This is a genomic window from Burkholderia sp. 10_S31, assembly GCF_056930375.1.
This window is the reverse complement of record NZ_JBXOWK010000001.1, coordinates 2,018,127-2,036,779: the sequence shown is the minus strand read 5'-3', so window position 1 is coordinate 2,036,779 and position 18,653 is coordinate 2,018,127. Positions and strand designations below refer to the sequence as shown.

General features: G+C 67.9%; 14 protein-coding genes. 9 read left to right on the top strand and 5 right to left on the bottom strand.

Features of this window, described 5'->3' with window-relative positions; translation table 11 throughout:
- The first annotated feature begins 81 nt into the window (after positions 1–81).
- The 3 genes from AC1Z3W_RS09170 (at position 82) to AC1Z3W_RS09160 (ending at position 3,374) form a co-directional block, all read left to right on the top strand.
- A complete protein-coding gene (locus tag AC1Z3W_RS09170) occupies positions 82–999 on the top strand; it encodes an alpha/beta hydrolase family protein (protein WP_057925139.1) in 918 nt (305 codons plus the stop codon).
- Positions 996–1,427: a MarR family winged helix-turn-helix transcriptional regulator gene (locus AC1Z3W_RS09165; protein ID WP_057925138.1), complete on the top strand. Its 432-nt coding sequence runs from the start codon at positions 996–998 to the stop codon at positions 1,425–1,427. The genes AC1Z3W_RS09170 and AC1Z3W_RS09165 overlap by 4 nt, the downstream gene beginning before the upstream one ends.
- 492 nt (positions 1,428–1,919) lie before the next feature.
- Positions 1,920–3,374, top strand: a complete 1,455-nt coding sequence (locus AC1Z3W_RS09160) for a sialidase family protein (protein WP_483507477.1) — start codon at positions 1,920–1,922, stop codon at positions 3,372–3,374.
- A 62-nt stretch (positions 3,375–3,436) separates the two neighbouring features.
- On the opposite strand, the gene adhP is transcribed toward AC1Z3W_RS09160, so the two are convergent.
- Positions 3,437–4,465: an alcohol dehydrogenase AdhP gene (adhP, locus tag AC1Z3W_RS09155; RefSeq protein WP_057925136.1), complete on the bottom strand. Its 1,029-nt coding sequence runs from the start codon at positions 4,463–4,465 to the stop codon at positions 3,437–3,439.
- Positions 4,466–4,523: 58 nt separating this feature from the next.
- Here adhP and AC1Z3W_RS09150 point away from each other — a divergent pair, with 58 nt between their 5' ends.
- The 4 genes from AC1Z3W_RS09150 (at position 4,524) to otsA (ending at position 10,998) form a co-directional block, all read left to right on the top strand.
- Positions 4,524–4,691, top strand: coding sequence for a hypothetical protein (locus AC1Z3W_RS09150; protein ID WP_185734321.1), 168 nt, complete (start codon positions 4,524–4,526; stop codon positions 4,689–4,691).
- Between the two features lie 194 nt (positions 4,692–4,885).
- The gene (locus tag AC1Z3W_RS09145) at positions 4,886–6,970 is read left to right on the top strand and encodes a TonB-dependent receptor (RefSeq protein WP_483507476.1); all 2,085 of its coding nucleotides are present in this window, start codon (positions 4,886–4,888) and stop codon (positions 6,968–6,970) included.
- Positions 6,971–7,380: 410 nt separating this feature from the next.
- The gene (locus AC1Z3W_RS09140; protein WP_483507475.1) at positions 7,381–9,021 is read left to right on the top strand and encodes a methyl-accepting chemotaxis protein; all 1,641 of its coding nucleotides are present in this window, start codon (positions 7,381–7,383) and stop codon (positions 9,019–9,021) included.
- Between the two features lie 570 nt (positions 9,022–9,591).
- Positions 9,592–10,998 (top strand): alpha,alpha-trehalose-phosphate synthase (UDP-forming), encoded by a 1,407-nt coding sequence (gene otsA, locus AC1Z3W_RS09135; protein ID WP_124832018.1) that lies wholly within the window; start codon positions 9,592–9,594, stop codon positions 10,996–10,998.
- Between the two features lie 7 nt (positions 10,999–11,005).
- Here otsA and AC1Z3W_RS09130 read toward each other — a convergent pair whose 3' ends face one another.
- Together AC1Z3W_RS09130 and ftsH are read right to left on the bottom strand one after the other, a co-directional pair.
- Positions 11,006–11,473: an OsmC family protein gene (locus AC1Z3W_RS09130; RefSeq protein WP_057925131.1), complete on the bottom strand. Its 468-nt coding sequence runs from the start codon at positions 11,471–11,473 to the stop codon at positions 11,006–11,008.
- 123 nt (positions 11,474–11,596) lie between these two features.
- Positions 11,597–13,564, bottom strand: a complete 1,968-nt coding sequence (gene ftsH, locus AC1Z3W_RS09125; protein ID WP_175824706.1) for an ATP-dependent zinc metalloprotease FtsH — start codon at positions 13,562–13,564, stop codon at positions 11,597–11,599.
- A 428-nt stretch (positions 13,565–13,992) separates the two neighbouring features.
- Between ftsH and AC1Z3W_RS09120 the strand changes: the two genes are divergently transcribed.
- Positions 13,993–15,657, top strand: coding sequence for an acid phosphatase (locus tag AC1Z3W_RS09120; RefSeq protein ID WP_483507474.1), 1,665 nt, complete (start codon positions 13,993–13,995; stop codon positions 15,655–15,657).
- 108 nt (positions 15,658–15,765) lie between these two features.
- On the opposite strand, the gene AC1Z3W_RS09115 is transcribed toward AC1Z3W_RS09120, so the two are convergent.
- Together AC1Z3W_RS09115 and AC1Z3W_RS09110 are read right to left on the bottom strand one after the other, a co-directional pair.
- Complete coding sequence (locus tag AC1Z3W_RS09115; RefSeq protein WP_483507473.1) at positions 15,766–17,262, bottom strand: FAD-dependent oxidoreductase; 1,497 nt, start codon at positions 17,260–17,262, stop codon at positions 15,766–15,768.
- A 326-nt stretch (positions 17,263–17,588) separates the two neighbouring features.
- Complete coding sequence (locus AC1Z3W_RS09110) at positions 17,589–17,798, bottom strand: hypothetical protein (protein WP_057925184.1); 210 nt, start codon at positions 17,796–17,798, stop codon at positions 17,589–17,591.
- A gap of 438 nt (positions 17,799–18,236) precedes the next feature.
- Here AC1Z3W_RS09110 and AC1Z3W_RS09105 point away from each other — a divergent pair, with 438 nt between their 5' ends.
- Positions 18,237–18,653, top strand: coding sequence for a nuclear transport factor 2 family protein (locus tag AC1Z3W_RS09105; protein ID WP_124832020.1), 417 nt, complete (start codon positions 18,237–18,239; stop codon positions 18,651–18,653).

Below are 18,653 nucleotides of genomic sequence, written 5' to 3'. Positions count from 1 at the left end.
TTCCTCGATAGATATTTCGCGCACGAAATAAATCACGAACTATATTTCGTATACGAAATAAAACCCGGAACGAGAACGGCCATGACGTCAGAACCCATCGAGTTTTCCGCTGCCGATGGCTACACGCTGCGCGGCACGCTGTGGTCGCCGGACGCGCCACCGCGCGCGCTGGTGCTGATCCATCCGGCAACCGCTGTGCCGGAGCGGTTGTATGCGGGCTTCGCGCGCTTCCTGACCGAGCGCGGCTTCGCGGCGCTGACCTACAACTATCGCGGCATTGGCGCGTCGCGGCCCGCGCGGTTGAGCGCGCTGCAGGCGCGCATGCGCGATTGGGTCGAGCTCGACGTCGGCGCCGCGATCGCGTGGGCACGCGATGCGTACGAAGGGCTGCCGCTGCTGGCGGTCGGGCACAGCGTCGGCGGCCACGCGATCGGGCTGTCGGCCGGCACTGTGCACCTGCGCGCGGCCGTGCTCGTCGCCGCGCATGCAGGCAGCACGCGGCTGATTTCCCGCGCGGCGGAACGGCTGAAGGTGCGGCTGATCCTGCGCGTGCTCGGCCCGCTCGCGTCCGCGCTGCTCGGCTACGTGCCCGGCAAGCGGCTCGGCCTCGGCGAGGACCTCCCCGCCGGCGTGTTCCGAGAATGGAGCCGCTGGACCACGCTGCCGCGCTACTTCTTCGACGATCCGACGCTCGGCGCGGCCGAGCGCTTCTCGAAGCAGCGGTTGCCGATCCTCGCGCTCGGCTTCGACGACGATCCGTGGGCGAACCCGCCCGCGATCGACCTGCTGGTAAGCTACCTGACCCGGGCGGCCGTCGAACGCCGCCAGATCGATCCGCACGCCGCAGGCAGCGGGCCGGTCGGACACATGGGCTTCTTCCGCAGCCGGCCCGGTACCGTGTTGTGGCCCGCGGTCGCCGACTGGCTCGCGCAAGCGCTCGACGCGCCGCGCGAAGCGGGCCGCCCGTCCCTTTCCATTGCTGCCGGGAACCGAGCTTGAGCGAACACCGACGACTGTTTTTCCTGTTGAACATCGGCCAGCGGCGCGTGCAGCGCTGGGTCGACCGCAAGGCCGAGACCGATTCGCGCGCGAGTGCCGCGCAGGCCGGCGTGTTGTTCTGCCTCGCAAAGCAGGACGGCGCGCTGATCGGTGAAGTCGGCGCGGCGCTGCAACTGGCGCCGTCCGCGATGACGGGGCTCGCCGACCGGATGGCGAAGGCCGGCCTGCTCGCGCGTCACGCCGATTCGGACGACGGGCGCGCCACGCGCCTGTTCCTGACCGACGAAGGTCATGCGGCGCTCAAGCGTGCGCGCGGGCTGCTGCGTGAGTTGAACGGCAAGCTGTGCGACGGATTTTCCGACGCGGAACTCGACGTCGTCGCGCGCTGGCTGCACGCATTGCAGGACCGCTTTCCGGCCGAGCGCTGAACGGCACGGACAACGCGTCGCGTCAGTCGCGGCACGCGGCACGCGGCACGCCATCGATACGATACGACCCGAGCGTCGCAACCGAAAGCGATTGCGATTCGCGTTTTCGATTCGCCTTTCCGGCATTCACGGCGGCAAATTTTGCGTTCCTGACGCACCGCTTCGGCAACGCTTTCCGACTACGCTCTGTTACAAAAAATTGCATCCCTTGGCGCATAGGGATCGCCTACATTGCAATCCACTTCGCTGCATTCGTCGTATGCACGGACTGGCCTTCCCGTCGGGTCCACATCCCAAGACGCGCCCGACAAGCAATGAAAAGAAGAGGAGTCTTAACCGACGTGCTGGCGGCGTCCAGCACACGCGGATAGCGATGACCGAAGCGGCCTCCTGAACCACACGACCCGACGCGTTGCACGGCATCCGTTGCCGCGTACCGGTTCGCGTTGCGTCGCCGCGCCGTCGCCACCGCACGTCAACGAGGAGCAGTCCATGCGACGCACGATCGTGTCCCCCTCCCTTGTCACCCGCGTCACCCGCCTGTCTGCCGCAGTAGCGATGGCCGCCGCCGCGGCGGCCCATGCCGACCCCGTGGTCGTGTCCGGCCCGAGTCCGTTCGCCGCCTGCACGATCGGCGGCCCCGGCACGAACTACGTGAACGCCGAGGTCGAACCGTGGCTGTCGGTGAACCCGGCGAACCCGACCAACATGATCGGCGTGTGGCAGCAGGACCGCTGGTCGAACGGCGGCGCCCACGGGCTCGTCGCGGGTTATACGTTCGACGGCGGCGCGACCTGGGCACGCACGCCGCAGCCGTTCAGCGCGTGCGCGCCCGGCGGGCTCAAGTACGAACGCGCTTCCGACCCGTGGGTGTCGTTCGGGCCGGACGGCACCGCGTACTCGGTGTCGATCTCGTTCAACCAGTCGAACAACAGCAATGCGGTCGCGGCATCGGTGTCGACCGACGGCGGACAGACATGGAGCAGCCCGGCCGTGCTGATCGCGAACGACGAGCCGACGACGCAGTTCTTCAACGACAAGGAATCGGTGACGGCGAACCCGGTGAAGGCCGGCACCGCCTATGCCGTGTGGGACCGCCTCGAACTGCCGAACGGCAACCCGTACGCGAACCTGCACACGGCCGCCTACCGCGGGCCGACGTTCTTCTCGAAGACGGTCGACGGCGGCAAGACCTGGAGCCGCGCGAAGGTTATCGTCAACACGCCGTCGCGTCAACAGACGATCGGCAACCAGATCGTCGTCGATCCGAAAACGGGCACGCTCTACGACTTCTTCGACCTGATCCAGCCGCCGTTCAGCAAGGCGGCCGGCAAGGTCGCATTCGTCAAGTCGACCGACGATGGCGCCACCTGGACGAAGCCGCAGGTGATCGCCGGGCTGCAGACGGTCGGCGTGACCGATCCGAACACCGGCGAGCCCGTGCGCACCGGCGACATCATTCCGGAGCCCGCGATCGATCCGGCGTCCGGACAGCTCTACGTCGTCTGGCAGGACAGCCGCTTCAACGGCGGCAGCTACGACGAGATCGCGCTGTCGATGTCGACGGACGGCGGCGCGAGCTGGAGCGCGCCGCTGCAGGTGAACACGCCGACCGGGCGCCCGGCGTTCAATCCGTCGGTGCGCGTCAACAACGCCGGCGCGGTGATGGTCACCTACTACGACTTCCGCGACCTGCAGGCCGGCAACACGACGACGCTGCCGACCGGGTTCTGGCGCAAGATCTCGCACGACGGCGGCGCGACGTTCGCCGACGAGCGGCGCGTCGGCGGCCCGTTCGACATGAAGATCGCGCCCAACGCGGAAGGCTTCTTCATCGGCGATTACCAGGGGCTCGACGTGCTGCCGTCGTCGTCGTTCCATCCGTTCTTCGTCCAGACCAGCGCAGGCAACCTGACGAACCGCACCGACGTGTTCTTCGCGCCGTGATGCGCGCGTGAGCGCAGCGCCGCCGCGACGTCCCGCGCGTCGCGGCGGCGTGCCCGAGTGCGTCAATGCATGTCGGTCAGCACGACGCGACCGTCGACTTTCCCTTCGCGCAGCCGCGCGAATATGTCGTTGATGTTGCCGAGCCGGTCGCGATGGATATGCGCACGCACCAGCCCGTCCGCCGCGAAATCGAGCGATTCCTGCAGGTCGCGCCGTGTGCCGACGATCGAGCCGCGCACCGTGATGCCGTTCAGCACGGTCGAGAAGATCGGCAACGGAAAATCGCCAGGCGGCAAGCCGTTCAGCGCCACCGTGCCGCCGCGCCGCACCATCCCGAGCGCCTGCGCGAACGCGCTGCGCGACACGGCCGTGACCAGCACGCCGTGCGCACCGCCGATCTCCTTCTGGATGATCTTCGCCGGATCGTCGGCCGACGCATCGATCGTCAGCTGTGCGCCAAGCTCGCGCGCAAGTGCGAGCTTCGCCGGGGAAACGTCGATCGCCGCGACGTGCAGGCCCATTGCACGCGCGTATTGCACGGCCACGTGACCGAGCCCGCCGATGCCTGAAATCGCGAGCCACTGGCCCGGACGCGTGTCGGTGACGCGAATGCCCTTGTAGACCGTCACGCCCGCGCACAGGATCGGTGCGATCTCGTCGAACGCCACCTGCGCCGGCAGATGGCCGACGTAGTCTGGATCGGCCAGCACGTATTCGGCATAGCTGCCGTTGACCGAATAGCCGGTGTTCTGCTGTCCGTGGCAAAGGGTTTCCCAGCCGGTGTGGCAGTACTCGCAGTGACCGCATGCCGTGTAGAGCCAGGGCACGCCAACGCGATCGCCCTCGCGCACGTGCGTGACGCCCGCCCCGACCGCCGCGACGATTCCCACGCCTTCGTGTCCGGGAATGAACGGCAGCGTCGGCTTCACGGGCCAGTCGCCGTCGGCTGCATGCAGGTCGGTATGGCAGACGCCCGACGCCTTGATGTTGACGAGGATCTGGCCCGCGCCCGGCGTCGGGATCGGCACTTCCTCGATCCGCAACGGTTCGCCGAACGCGTGTACCACGGCCGCTTTCATGGTTTGTGTCACGTGTCGCTCCTGTCTGGTCGATGACCGAGCCAGTATCCGGGCTGGAAACCGGAACGCCTTGATACGCATCAACGGGGCGAGAAACGCGCGCGAGCGCGGCGGATCCATCGCGCGGCAGGTTGCGCGGGCCACCGGCCCCGGCGCCGGTTTTACGACCCGCCTCTGCTTTCGCAGCTATTTCAGCCGTTGGTCGAAAACCCTGCAGCCCGACGCCGTTTTGCTTTGAATTCGAAATGATATAACATATCATTTCACGTGCTCGCCCGCTGCCCCCCGTTCTCATTGGCCGGCCCGGCATCGCCAAATCATGTTCCAGCGGGTCACTGCGCGCCGATGATGCAACAATATATCGTATCGATTGACGCCCGCATGCCCCGTTTCCCGATCCGATTCCAACCCATTCCAACCGATTCACCGACCATGCGCGACCTCCCTCGTCTCCCGCTTCGCCCGCTCTCGCCCGTTTCGCTGATGCTGTTCGCCGCCGTCGCGCACGCGCAGGCCGATACGCCCGCCCCATCGACACCAACGCCGACGCAAGCCACGCCGCTCGCGCCGATCTTCGTGACCGCGAACCCGCTCGGCGACACCGAACTGATCGCGCCGACCGTGCAACTGTCCGGCGACGCGCTGACGCGCCGCCAGGCCGATTCGCTCGGCGAAACGCTCGACGGCCTGCCCGGCGTGTCGACCACCACCTACGGGCCGATGGTCGGCCGCCCGATCATCCGCGGGATGGATGGCGACCGGATCCGGCTGCTGCAGAACGGCGTTGCCGCGTACGACGCATCGTCGCTGTCGTACGACCACGCGGTGCCGCAGGACCCGCTGTCGATCGAGCGCGTCGAGATCGTGCGCGGGCCGGCCGCGCTGCTGTACGGTGGCAACGCGGTCGGCGGCGTCGTCAACACGATCGACAACCGGATTCCGCGCGAGGCGATCGAAGGCGTGACGGGTGCGCTCGACGCGCGCTATGGCGGCGCGAATTCGGTGCGCGCAGGCGCCGCACAGGTCGAGGGCGGCAACGGCCGCTTCGCGTTCCATGTCGACGCATTCGACCGCGAAACGAGCAGGTTGCGGATTCCCGGCGATGCGCGCAGCAGCCAGCAACGCGCGCTCGACGATCCCGACACGCCGCAACCGGCCGGCAACGTCCCGAACAGCGACGGCCGCGTACACGGCGGCGCCGTCGGCGCGTCGTACACGTGGGCCGACGGTTTCGCGGGTCTGTCGTACAGCGGCTACGAATCGAACTACGGCTCCGTCGCCGAGGACGACGTGCGCCTGCGGATGCGCCAGGAACGCCTCGCGCTCGCGTCCGAGGTGCGCAACTTGAGCGGCCCGTTCACGAAGCTGAAGTTCGATTTCGCGTACACCGACTATCGCCACAAGGAAGTCGACAACGGCGAAACGGCGACGACCTTCCGCAACCGCGGCTACGAGGCGCGCATCGAGGCGCGGCATCGCAGGATCGGCCCGTTCGAGGGCGCGATCGGCGTGCAGTTCGGCCAGAACACGTTCTCGGCGCTCGGCGACGAAATGCTCGTGCCGTCCACGCGCACGAACAGCGTCGCGCTGTTCGGCCTCGAGGAATGGCAGGTCGACCCGGCGCTGAAGCTGAGCCTCGGCGGCCGCTTCGAGCACGTGAAGGTCGATCCCGATCCGGCCGGCGTCGAGAAATTCGCGCTCGCGCAGCCGCGCGACTTCAATGCCGGCAGCGTGTCAGCCGGCGCCCTGTTCTCGCTGACGCCCGTGTGGTCGGTCGCGGCGAACGTCGCGTACACGGAACGCGCGCCGACCTTCTACGAGCTGTACTCGAACGGCCCGCACGACGCAACCGGCCAGTTCCTGATCGGCAACCCGAACGCGTCGAAGGAAAAGGCCGTGTCGACCGACCTGTCGCTACGCTATGCGAGCGGCCCGAACCGCGGCAGCGTCGGCGTGTTCTACAACCGCTTTTCGAACTACCTGACCGAATACAACACGGGCCGCCTCGTGAACGACGACGGCGAACCGGTCGCGCCCGGCACCGGCGAGGCGCTCGACGAAGCGATCTATCGCGGCGTGCGCGCCGAGTTCTACGGCGTCGAACTCGACGGCAAGTGGCGCGCGTTCTCGCGGCGCGGCCATACGGTCGACCTGGAGCTGACCGCCGACTACACACATGCGCGCAACGTCGACACCGGCCAGCCGCTGCCGCGCATCGCACCGCTGCGTGCGACGCTCGCGGCCGACTATGGCTATGGCCCGTTCGGTGCGCGCGCGCAGGTCACGCATGCGTGGTCGCAGCACCGCGTGCCCGACAATGACTTCTCGACGGACGGCTACACGTCGCTCGGCGTGATGCTCACATACAAGTTCCGCGTCGGCGCGACGCACTGGCTCGCCTACCTGCGCGGCGACAACCTGACGAACCAGGAGATCCGCTACGCGACCTCGGTCGTACGCGGCTTCGCACCCGAAGGCGGCCGCAGCGTGATGGCCGGCCTGCGAACGACGTTCTGACCGTCGAACGGCCTGCCGCACCGGTCGCGGGCCGTTCGACCGGGCGCACGTCCGTGCACCCGTTTTACGGGACCGAATCGCACCGCAGACCGCGCAAAAATAAATGCGCAGTTCACCCATCAATCAAAAATGCAATCGATCGGATGGTTCGATCAACCGATCTCGAATCTATTAACTTTCGATAATGACCAATATCGAGTTCCGCGTATGAACGTGAGAATCATCAGTGATCGCCGGCTTTTTTGATCTAGATCAAAGAGGCCTTCCCATCGGGGTTTCCGGCGAGAAAAAATCGAAATCAGGGTTTTCGAAGGGTAAAGAAATATCCGATACACCCGTTAATGACGGCACGAGCCCGTATCCGGTCGAACAATAAATCCCCTCGCCACCCACTCGCAGAGAGGCATCTCGTGAAAATCGCCAGAATAACCATCAAAGCAAAACTGCTTGGCGGCTTCGGATTGCTCGCCGCGGTCGTCGTGATCGTGTCGGGCATGGCGCTGAAAGCACTGTCCGATACGAACGACGAGTTTTCCCGGTACGTGAACGGCGTCAACGCGCGAGCGAACCTGGCTGCGCAAATCCGTACGTCGGTCGACCGGCGCGCGATCGCCGCGCGCAACCTGGTGCTCGTGACCACGCCGTCCGACATCCAGCTCGAACTGGCCGAAGTGCAGCAGGCGCACAAGGACGTGCAGGACCATCTCGCGAAACTGAAGGACATGATGGCGAACGCCACCGACACGACCGATCGCGCGCCCGAACTGGTCGCCGAGATCGTGCGCGTCGAAGCGAGCTACGGGCCCGTCGCGCTGAATATCGTCGGGCTCGCGCAGGCCGGCAAGAAGGAAGATGCGACCGCCGATATCGACAATCGCTGCCGTCCGTTGCTCGCGCAACTTGTTCGCGCAACCGATGCGTACGCAACCTATACGCACGAGCGCGAACTCGCGATCGCGCAGGCATTCGCGGATCGTTACACGACCGAGCGCAACGTGCTGTCCGCCATCTGCCTGATCGCGCTCGCGGTCGCGGTGGGCGGCGGCCTGTGGCTGACGCGCAAGATCACGGTGCCGATCGTCGCGGCGGTCGACGTCGCGCGCACGGTGGCCAACGGCGATCTCGGCAGCCGCATCAGCGTGAGCGGCAACGACGAGACGCGCGACCTGCTCGACGCATTGCACACGATGAATACACGGCTGATCGGCATCGTCGGCCGCGTGCGCGATTCGTCGAACAGCATCGCGCACGCGGTGGGCGAGATCGCATCGGGCAACCTCGACCTGAGCCAGCGCACCGAGGAACAGGCGGCATCGCTGCAGGAAACCGCCGCGACGATGGAGGAATTCACGTCGACGGTGCGCCTGAACGCGGAAAACGCGCAGCAGGCGAGCACGCTCGCCGCGAATGCGTCGGACGTCGCGCAGCGCGGCAGCTCGGTGGTCGGCCGCGTGGTCGACACGATGACGGAAATCGGCCACAGCTCGTCGAAGATCGCGGACATCACCGGCATCATCGAAGGCATCGCGTTCCAGACCAACATCCTCGCGCTGAACGCGGCCGTCGAAGCGGCGCGCGCGGGCGAACAGGGCCGCGGCTTCGCGGTCGTCGCGAGCGAGGTGCGCAGCCTCGCACAACGTTCGTCGACCGCCGCGAAGGAAATCAAGGAACTGATCTCGGCGTCGGTGCGGACGATCCAGGATGGTTCGGCGCTCGCGAGCGAAGCCGGCAAGACGATGTCGGACGTGACGCAGGCCGTCGCGCGCGTCACCGACATCATGGGCGAAATCGCGGCGGCATCGGCCGAACAGAGCCGAGGGATCGACCAGGTGAACCTGACGATCACGCAGATGGACGAGACGACCCAGCAGAACGCGGCGCTCGTCGAACAGGCCGCAGCCGCGTCGAAGTCGCTCGAAGCGCAGGGCCGCGAGCTGTCGGGGACGGTGTCCGCGTTCCGGATGCCGGCCGGTGGCGAACATGCGACCTCGGCACACGCGCGCACTCACGCGGCCGACGGCGCGTCGCGCTGGCAGGCTACCGCCGTGTAACGCGATCAAGCCTCCTGCCATGCAGGACACGATGCGCGGCCGCGCATTACACGGCCCGGCTGCGCATTGCGTGCTGTCTGCGTGCGGCGGTGTCGTTGTGCCCGCGCGGACGTGCCGACGTGATACACCACGCGTGTCGCGATATGCTCCACGTCCTCGCGGCACGCATCCTCGCACGCGTCGCTTCGACAACGCGCACCACGGTCGATCGGAATCGCTGCGATCGACAGCGCATGCGTGACGAACACCATCGCTCGCCCTCGTCTGCGCCCCCGCTCTCTCCTCTCCGCTTCCCCCGCGCACCCTGCCGCGCAATTTCCGGTCCCGCCCGCCAAATGCACGGAACGACGCGCATCGCGCCGGGTATGCCGATTCGCTGATCCCGGTCATGCACTTTTAAATCGGCCGAATGACGAGTATCCTAAAAAAGCACTCCACGTTCGAACGGCGAATCGCGTGCCCTGATTCCCGTCCGCCCGTATCGCGGCCCCATCGTACCTCGCGTCGATGGCGGCGTCCGCCTCACGCCCTGGCCGCACGAACCTTCCCCAACCATTCGCAGGAGAGCTGGTGAGCCGACTCGTCGTCGTATCCAATCGCATCGCAGATCCCCGTAAAGCCGCGGCAGGCGGGCTTGCCGTGGCCGTAAAAGACAGCCTGCAGGAATCGGGCGGCGTCTGGTTCGGATGGAGCGGCAGGCTGCGCGGTGAAGGCGAGCGTCCCGCACATGGCGACGACGTGCAGATCCAGAACGTCGGCGGCATCCAGCTCGCGACGATCGATCTCGATCCGCAGGATTACGACGCGTATTACCTCGGCTACTCGAACAACGTGCTGTGGCCGGTGTTCCACTACCGGCTCGATCTCGCGCAGTTCGACCGGCGCTTCGCGGACGGCTACCGGCGCGTGAACCAGCTGTTCGCGCGCAAGCTGAGCACGCTGCTGCGCCCCGACGATACCGTCTGGGTTCACGACTACCAGTTGATTCCGCTCGCGGCCGAGCTGCGCGCGATGGGCTGCACGAACCCGATCGGTTTCTTCCTGCATATTCCGATGCCGCCGCCGCCGATCATGGCCGCGATTCCGGAGCACGAGTGGCTGATGCGCTCGCTGTTCGCATACGACCTCGTCGGCTTCCAGACCGAATCGGATCTGCTGCACTTCGAACACTACGTCGAGGCCGAAGCCGGCGCCGCGCGGCTGCCGGACGGCCGCCTGCGCGCGTTCGGCCGCACGCTGTCGGCCGGCGCGTTCCCGATCGGCATCAATGTCGACGAATTCGCGGCGCTCGCGGCGAATCGCGACGGGATCGACATGTTCGAGCGGATGCGCGACGAGTATTCGCGCCGCCAGCTGCTCGTCGGCGTCGACCGGCTCGATTACACGAAGGGCTTGCCGCAGCGCGTGCATGCGTTTCGCCAGCTGCTCGAACAGTATCCGGAGAACCGCGACCGCGCGACGCTGATCCAGATCGCCGCGCCGAGCCGCGAGGATCTCGGTGCGTACGACGACCTGCGGCGCGAGATGGACAGCCTGTGCGGCGCGATCAACGGCGACTACGGCGAACTCGAATGGATGCCGATGCGCTACATCCACCGCACGGTCGCGCGCAAGCGCTTGCCGGGCCTCTACCGCGCGAGCCGCGTCGCGCTCGTCACGCCGCTGCGCGACGGGATGAATCTGGTCGCGAAGGAGTTTCTCGCCGCGCAGGACGCGGCCGACCCCGGCGTGCTCGTGCTGTCGCGTTTCGCGGGCGCGGCCGAACAGCTGAAATCCGCGCTGCTCGTCAACCCGTACGACACGCAGGGCACCGCGCAGGCGATCCAGCGCGCGCTCGCGATGCCGCTCGAGGAACGCCGCCAGCGTCACGACGCGCTGATGGCGATCGTGCGCAAGACCGACGTGCACTGGTGGCGCACGCGCTTTCTCGACGCGCTCGCCGAAGCGGCGGAAGTCGCCGCCGCGACCGAGTCCTGACGCACGCTCACACGCCGGTCATCTCGCGGTCGAGCACCGCACCGTTCACGTCCTGCACCGCCACCGAGATCGGTATGCCTTCGCGCATGCTCTCGGTCACCACGCAATACGCATCGAACCGGTCGAGCATGCGCGTCGCCGCCGCGAGATCGGCCCACGCCTTGCCGACCGACAAGGTCACGGCCATCGCGCCGACCCGCACCCTGCCCGCCTCGTTCTGCACCATGTCGACCTCGATATGCGCAGTGACCGGCTGCGGATCGGCGCGCTGTTTCTCGAGCGCGAACAACAAGCTCGCCGCGAGGCAGCTCGCAACCGCCGCGGCCAGCAGCCGGACGGGATTCGGGCCGCGCCCGGCGCCGAGCGGCGGCGGTTCGTCGGTGAGCACCGGCGAAAGCTCGGTGCCGGCAAACGTGACTTCGAAACTGAAACGCGCATGCTGCGCGACATCGACCGATACGTGCGCCTCGCTCATGGCGACTCCGTGACTGGAAAGAGGAAAAGGAACGCCGGCGCAATGGCGCGCCGGCAAGTGTGAGTCGCAGCGCCGGTGCGGCGCGATCGTGGCCGCCCGCGGGCTGCGCGAGAGATCCGCGCTTCAGCGCTCGGGTTCGCGCGGCGGCCCGTATGCGACGAAATCGCGCTCGACCGCCGACGCCTGCTCCGGCGCATTCGCGCCCGCGCACGGCCCGCGATCGGTCATGGATGGCCCGGAGTCAGGCTCCTCGCGCCCGTCGATCAGCGCCTGCAACGCATCGCGTTCGAGCACCTCGCGCGCGAGCAGCCGTCGCGCGATCCGCTCGAGCGCATCGCGACGTTCGCCGAGCGTCGCCGCGACACGCGCATGCGCATCGGTCAGCAGCATATGCACTTCGTCGTCGATCATCCGTGCGGTGTGCTCGCTGCAGCGGCCGTCGCCCGCATGCCATGCGCCCGGGATACCGGTGCGCGCCTCGCCGTCGTCGAAGCTCACCAGCCCGATCTTGTCGCTCATCCCGTACTGCATGACCATGTGGCGCGCCATCGCGGTCGCGCGTTCGAGATCGTTCTGCGCGCCCGTCGACACGTCGCCGAACACAAGCTCTTCCGCGACGCGTCCGCCGAGCAGCGCATCGATGCGATCGAGCAATTCGCTGCGGCGCAGGACGTAGCGATCCTCGGTCGGCACCTGCTGCGTGTAGCCGAGGGCCGCCACGCCGCGCGGAATGATCGACACCTTCTTCACCGGATCGCAGTGTGCGCGACTTTCCGCGACGAGCGCATGGCCGGCTTCGTGATATGCGATCGTCAGCTTCTCCTGCGCGTTCATCACGCGGCTCTTGCGTTCGAGCCCCGTCAACGCGCGGTCGATCGCCTCGTCGAAGTCCTCCATCCCGATCGCCGGCTTGCCGAGTTCGGCCGCATGCAGCGCGGCCTCGTTGACGACGTTCGCGAGATCGGCGCCGACGAAGCCCGGCGTGCGCGACGCGAGTTCGCCAAGGTCGACGTCGGCCGCGAGCTTCACGCGCTTCACGTGCACGCCGAGGATCTGGCGGCGGCCGTTCACGTCGGGCCGGTCGATCGCGATGTGACGATCGAAGCGCCCCGGGCGCAGCAACGCGGGATCGAGAATCTCCGGCCGGTTGGTCGCGGCCATGATGATCACGCCTGAGCCGGCCTGGAAGCCGTCCATCTCGACGAGCAGCTGGTTGAGCGTCTGCTCGCGCTCGTCGTTGCCCGACATCGGGCCGACGCCGCGCACCTTGCCGAGTGCATCGAGCTCGTCGACGAACACGATGCACGGCGCCTTCTGCTGCGCCTGCTCGAACAGGTCGCGCACGCGCGCTGCGCCGACGCCGACGAACATCTCGACGAACGCCGAGCCGCTGATCGAGAAGAACGGCACCGCGGCCTCGCCGGCCACCGCGCGTGCAAGCAGCGTCTTGCCGGTGCCGGGCGCGCCGACCACGAGCACACCCTTCGGGATCTTGCCGCCGAGCCGCTGGTAGCGATCGGGGTTGCGCAGGAACGCGACGAGCTGCTGCAGCTCGGCCTTCGCTTCGTCGATGCCCGCGATGTCGTCGAACGTGATGCCGGTTTCCTGCTGCACGTACACGCGAGCGCGGCTCTTGCCCATCCCGGTGAAGTCCTGCAGGCCACCGCGCTTGCGCAGCATCAGGTTCCAGATGAACACGAACGCGACAAGCGGCACCAGCCACGACGCGAGCGACGTGATCCAGCCGGTGTCGGACGCGCCGTGAAAGCGGATGCCGGCCGCGGTCAGCGTATCGATCAGCTGCGGGTCGGTCACGCGGTTCGTGACGAAGCGCGGCGGCGTGCCGTCCTCCTTCACGGCCGCGACTTCGGACGCAGGCAGCATCGTGCCGGCCTGCGGCATCTTCAGCGTGCCGGTGATCGACGTCGGACCGATGTCGAGATCGTCGACGAGCCGCGCGGCGACGAGCCGATGGAAGTCGCTGTACGCGATCATCGTCGACGCCGGGCGCAGCATCACCAACTGCGCGGCGAACAGCACGAAGAAGCCCGCCGCGATCAGCAATCCTGCGTAATCGAATTTCCTGTCCATGGCATCGGGCCGGCCGGTCGCGCCGCGCGGCGCGCTTGCTCGAGCCCGCACGCCCTGCCGGCGCGCGGCATCGGCAGCCACGCACACACGGAATGCATCCGCGCCATCGTCGCCTCGTTTCGTCGCATGAATGACACCGCGAAGGCACCGCCGGGCGCCGTTCGCGCGGACAGCGCGCCGCAACGCGCCGCCCGTGCTTCCAGTCTAGCTCTCACGCAGGCGTCCCGCATCGTCCGACAAATACCTTTCATCGACGTCGCCGGCCGCGTTATAGTCGCCTTCGTGACATTTTTGTGACAGTCGACCTCGCACCGGGCATCGCCCCGCCCGTGCGCAACGCCGGCTGTTGCGTGCCGTCCCGCGTCGCGGCAGGCTGTGCGACGCTGCCGCGCATCGAACGACAACCGACCATTCGAGGAGCACACGACGTGAACGACACCCCCGATCGCCCCGACGACCTTCCCGTTGATCCCGACCGCCGCCGCCTGCTCGGCGGCTTCGCCGCGCTCGGCGCGGGCGTCGCGCTCGGCGGCTGCGAGACCACGCCGGGCGGTGCGCAGCGCTCCGCCGCCGACCTGCGGCTCGACGAAGCGCTGCGCCGGCAGGTGCGCCACATCGTCGTGATCTATGCGGAGAACCGCAGTTTCACGAACCTGTACGGGGATTTCCCGGGCGTGCAATATCCGCTGAGCGAGGTGAAGCCCGAGCATGCGCAGCAGCTCGATCGCGACGGCAAGACGTCGCTGCCGGTGCTGCCGAAGATCTGGGGCGGGCTCGTGCCGCAGGCGCAGGAAGTGGGTGGCAAGCGCTACGCGATCGCCGAGCGCGACCTCGACAAGCTGCCGAACGCGCCGTTCCGGATCGCCGACGCGCAAGGCAAGCCGCTGCCGAACGGCGTGATCACGCGCGACCTGTGGCACCGCTTCTACCAGAACCAGATGCAGATCGCCGCGGGCCGCAACAACCAGTTCGCCGCGTGGGCCGATTCGGGCGGCCTCGTGATGGGCCACTACCGCAATTCCGCCGACACGCTGCGACTGTGGAACCTCGCGCGGCAATACACGCTGTGCGACAACTTCTTCATGGCGGCCTTTGGCGGTTCGTGGATGAATCACATGTTCCTGATTTCCGCGCAGCCGCCGATCTATCCGGACGCGCACAAGCATCCGCACGCGGCGAAGCTGCTGTCGAAGGTCGACGGCGACGACCCGGCCGGCACGCGCCTGACGCTCGCCGCCGATTCGCCCGCGTCCGCGCTCGACGGCCCGCCGAAGTTCGCGGTCGACGGCCCGCTGACGCCCGACGGCTACGGCGTCAACACGATGGCGCCGCCGTACCAGCCGAGCTACGTGCCGCCGGCCGACCCGGGCAACGCCGCCTATGCGGATCCGGCCGACCATCGCGTGATGCCGCCGCAGGGCTACGCGACGATCGGCGATCGCCTGTCGGAAAAGAACGTTGACTGGGCGTGGTACAGCGGCGCGTGGCAGTACGCGCTCGAGCACCGCGACACGGGCACGGTGCCCGATTTCCAGTACCACCACCAGCCGTTCAACTACTTCGCGAACTATGCGCCGGGCACCGACGCGCGCCGCCAGCACCTGCGCGACGCAGGCCTCGGCGACGAGCCGTCGACCAACCGCTTCATCGCCGACATCGACGCGGGCCGCCTGCCGGCCGTCACGTTCTACAAGCCGCAGGGCAACCTGAACATGCACGCGGGCTATGCGGACGTCGAATCCGGCGATCGCCACATCGCGAACGTGATCGAGCGCATCCGGCGCGGCCCGCAGTGGGCGAACACCGTGATCGTGATGACGCACGACGAGAACGGCGGCTGGTGGGATCACGTCGCGCCGCCGGTCGGCGATCGCTGGGGCCCCGGCTCGCGGATTCCGGCGCTCGTGATCTCGCCGTTCGCGAAGAAGGGCTACGTCGATCACACGATGTACGACACGAACTCGATCCTGCGCTTCATCAGCCGCGTGCACGGCCTTGCACCGCTCGATGGCGTCGCCGCGCGCGACAAGGCGTTCGCGTCGCGCGGCGCAACGCCGCCGGGCGATCTGACGAACGCGCTCGACCTTGGTTGACGGCGCACGGACGATCCGCCGACATCCGCCTGAAACGACGACGCCCCGGTGCAACACGGTTGCCCGGGGCGTCGTCGCTTTCCCTTTCCGCACGACGCGTGCGCTACATCATGCGGCGCTGCGCAACGCCTCGCTCGCCGAGCACGCGGCGTGACGACCGGCCTGCCGGCCGAAGAACGTCGCGTCGGCCAGCGACAGTCCCGAGCTGTACCCGGCACCCCAGCGCGGCAGCCCGCAGGTCGTGCGGCCGGCCGCATAGAGGCCCGCCACCGGCACGCGCGCCGCGTCGAGCACCTGTCCGGTCGGCAGCGTATCGAGCCCGCCCAGCGTGAAATGCGGATAGAACGCGTAGTCGATCCGGCAATCGAGCGCGACGAATGGCGGCTCGATCAGCGGCCTCAGCCATTTCCTCGCCTTGTGGAACAGCGGATCGGCGCCTTCGGCCGCGTGGCGGTTGTAGACCTCGACGGTCGCCGTCAGCGTGCCGGCCGGCATCTGCAGGTCGCGCTCGACTTCCTCCCACGTCTCGCCCGCTGCCGCGATGCCGATCCGCGCGATCGTGGGCGGCTCCTGGTAGGTCGCCTGGTCGACCAGCAGGTAGATCCGGTCGTCGGCCTGGTGGAACGCGTGATGGCCGGTGCGGCCGTGATAGCCGTCCTCGTTGATGAAGCGCTGGCCGCGCGCGTTCACGAAGATCCCGTGGATCAGCGATTCGGGCGCGTAGAACGGCAGGCTCACGAAGCCCTGGTCCATGTGGATCGCGGCGCCGCCCGCGCTCTGGCCGAGCAGGATGCCCGAGCCGTCGTCGCCGGGGCTGCCGATCGGTTCGTCCGAGCGCAGAAACTGCGGCGCATGCTTGCGCACCATGTCGCGGTTCATCGCGAAGCCGCCTGCGCACAGGATCACCGCCCGGCGCGCCCGCACGCATGCCGTTTCGCCGTATGCGCGCAGCACGACGCCGAGCACGGCGCCTGCATCGTCGACGATCAGCGCCAGTGCGCGCGTGTCGTAGCGTGTCGATACGCCGAGCGCCTGCACGCGCTCGGCCAGCACGCGCATCAGCATCTGCCCGCCGCCCCAGCCCGGCCATTGCGGCGTGTGGCCGCGCGGGCACGGCTTCGCGGCCTCGCTGAACGGCCAGGCTTCCTCGCTGCCCGACCAGATCAGGCAGTCGTCGGTTTCCGGCTCGACGATCCGCTCGGCGATGAACGTGTTCTTGTACGTGAGGCCCTGCGCGACGAGCCAGTCGTGGTGCGCGAGGCTCTCGCTCGCATAGAGGTGCACCTTCGCTTCGTCCGCGTCGCGGCCGCCCGCGAGCATCAGGTAGCGGTACAGGTCCTCGGTGTCGTCGCGGAAGCCGGCCTGCCGCTGCGCGGGTGTGCCGCCGCTGCCGCCGAGGTAGATCTCGCCGCCGGACAGCGCGCTCGTGCCGCCGTAGCTCGACGCGCGCTCGACGATCAGCGTGTCGGCGCCGGCGCTCGCGGCTTCGATCGCCGCGCACGCGCCGGCCGCGCCGAAGCCGACGATCACGACATCGTGTTCGGCGTCCCAGCGATGCACGTCGCGGACGTTCAGGGGGCGGGTCAGGGAATATTCGGATGACATGTGGGTAATGGGTCGGCGTGAAGGGAATCGGTGAAAGGTGCCAGCCGGGGCGCAGCACCGCCGGGCAAGCCCGACACGAACAGCGGCGCTTGGCCGATGCGAGCGCTCGACGGCGTGCATGCGAATCGCGCTCGGTGCCGTGGGCGGGGAAGTCGAACGACAGCAGGAAACCGGATGGGCAGCACGCGCCGGGCGACACTCAGCACGTGTATCGCGGATATCGCAGGTATCGCGGCGCTCGACCAGGCCCCGTCCGTCCGAACGCCGCCGCATCGCGACGGCGCCGACGCGGCATCGAATCGGCGCGTCGCGCGGCCGCGCCGGTGTTACATGCCGCGCAACGCGGCGAACCCGAAGTGCGACGGATCGATTGGCACGCAACCGGTCGGCAGGCCGTTCGGGTCGACCGTGCGGCATTGCAGGATGCCGGCCGCATACGGTGGCGACGGGACCTGCTCGGCACCATATCGCGCCATTGCCATGGCCGCGAACGTACCCATCGCCAGTACGCACAGCTTGCGAGTCGTCAGTCTCATGATCGTCGTCCCCTCCGGTTGGCCGCTGTCGCGGTTCGTGTCCGGCGCACCGGCCTCGGGCAAGCAGGCAGCAGCACCGGATGACTGCACGGTAGCCAGCGCCGGCCCGCCGGCCATCGTCCATTTCGACTAGGGGCAAACGCGAAGCGGGTTCCCTTCGACATTCCGCGTTGCGGCATTACTGAACGCCCGAGCCGTCGCCTGGATCCGGAAAGCCTCTGTCGCGGCTTGCTGCAATTGGCTACGCATTCGCCGCCGCATCGCAGCATCGGACGATGCGCTGCCGTCGATCCCGGTGTTTTCCCCGATCCTTGCCCTGCTCCGTATGGATGATGAGGATCGATCGGTCCGATGCGAACCTGCGCGTCGACGTCGCAATGCCGCCGCGTCCGCGCTCGCGGCGCGGCCGAGTCTTTCCGTTCATTCACGGGAGTACGCATGACCGATTCGCATCCCCGCCACGCGCTGTACGAGCTCGCCTGCCGTTACGCGCAAGCCGTCGACCGGCGCGACTGGCCGCGCCTCGCCACCCTCTTCACCGCCGACGCGCAGCTCGACGGCCCCGGTTTCCGCTTCGACGACCGCGACGCGATCGTCGCTGGCATGGGCGTGATCGAGCGCTACGAAACGACCCAGCATCACGTGCACAACCAGCTCGTCACGCTCGACGGCGGCGAGGCCGATGTCGAGACCTACGGCGTCGCGTGTCACGTGTACATGCGCGATGGCGTCAAGCGCAAGCTCGACTGGGGGATGCGCTATCGCGACCGCTGCGTGTTCGACGGCGGCACGTGGCGCTTCGCCGCGCGCACGCTGCACGTCGACTGGTCGCAGGACCTGCCGCTGGAGGGCTGA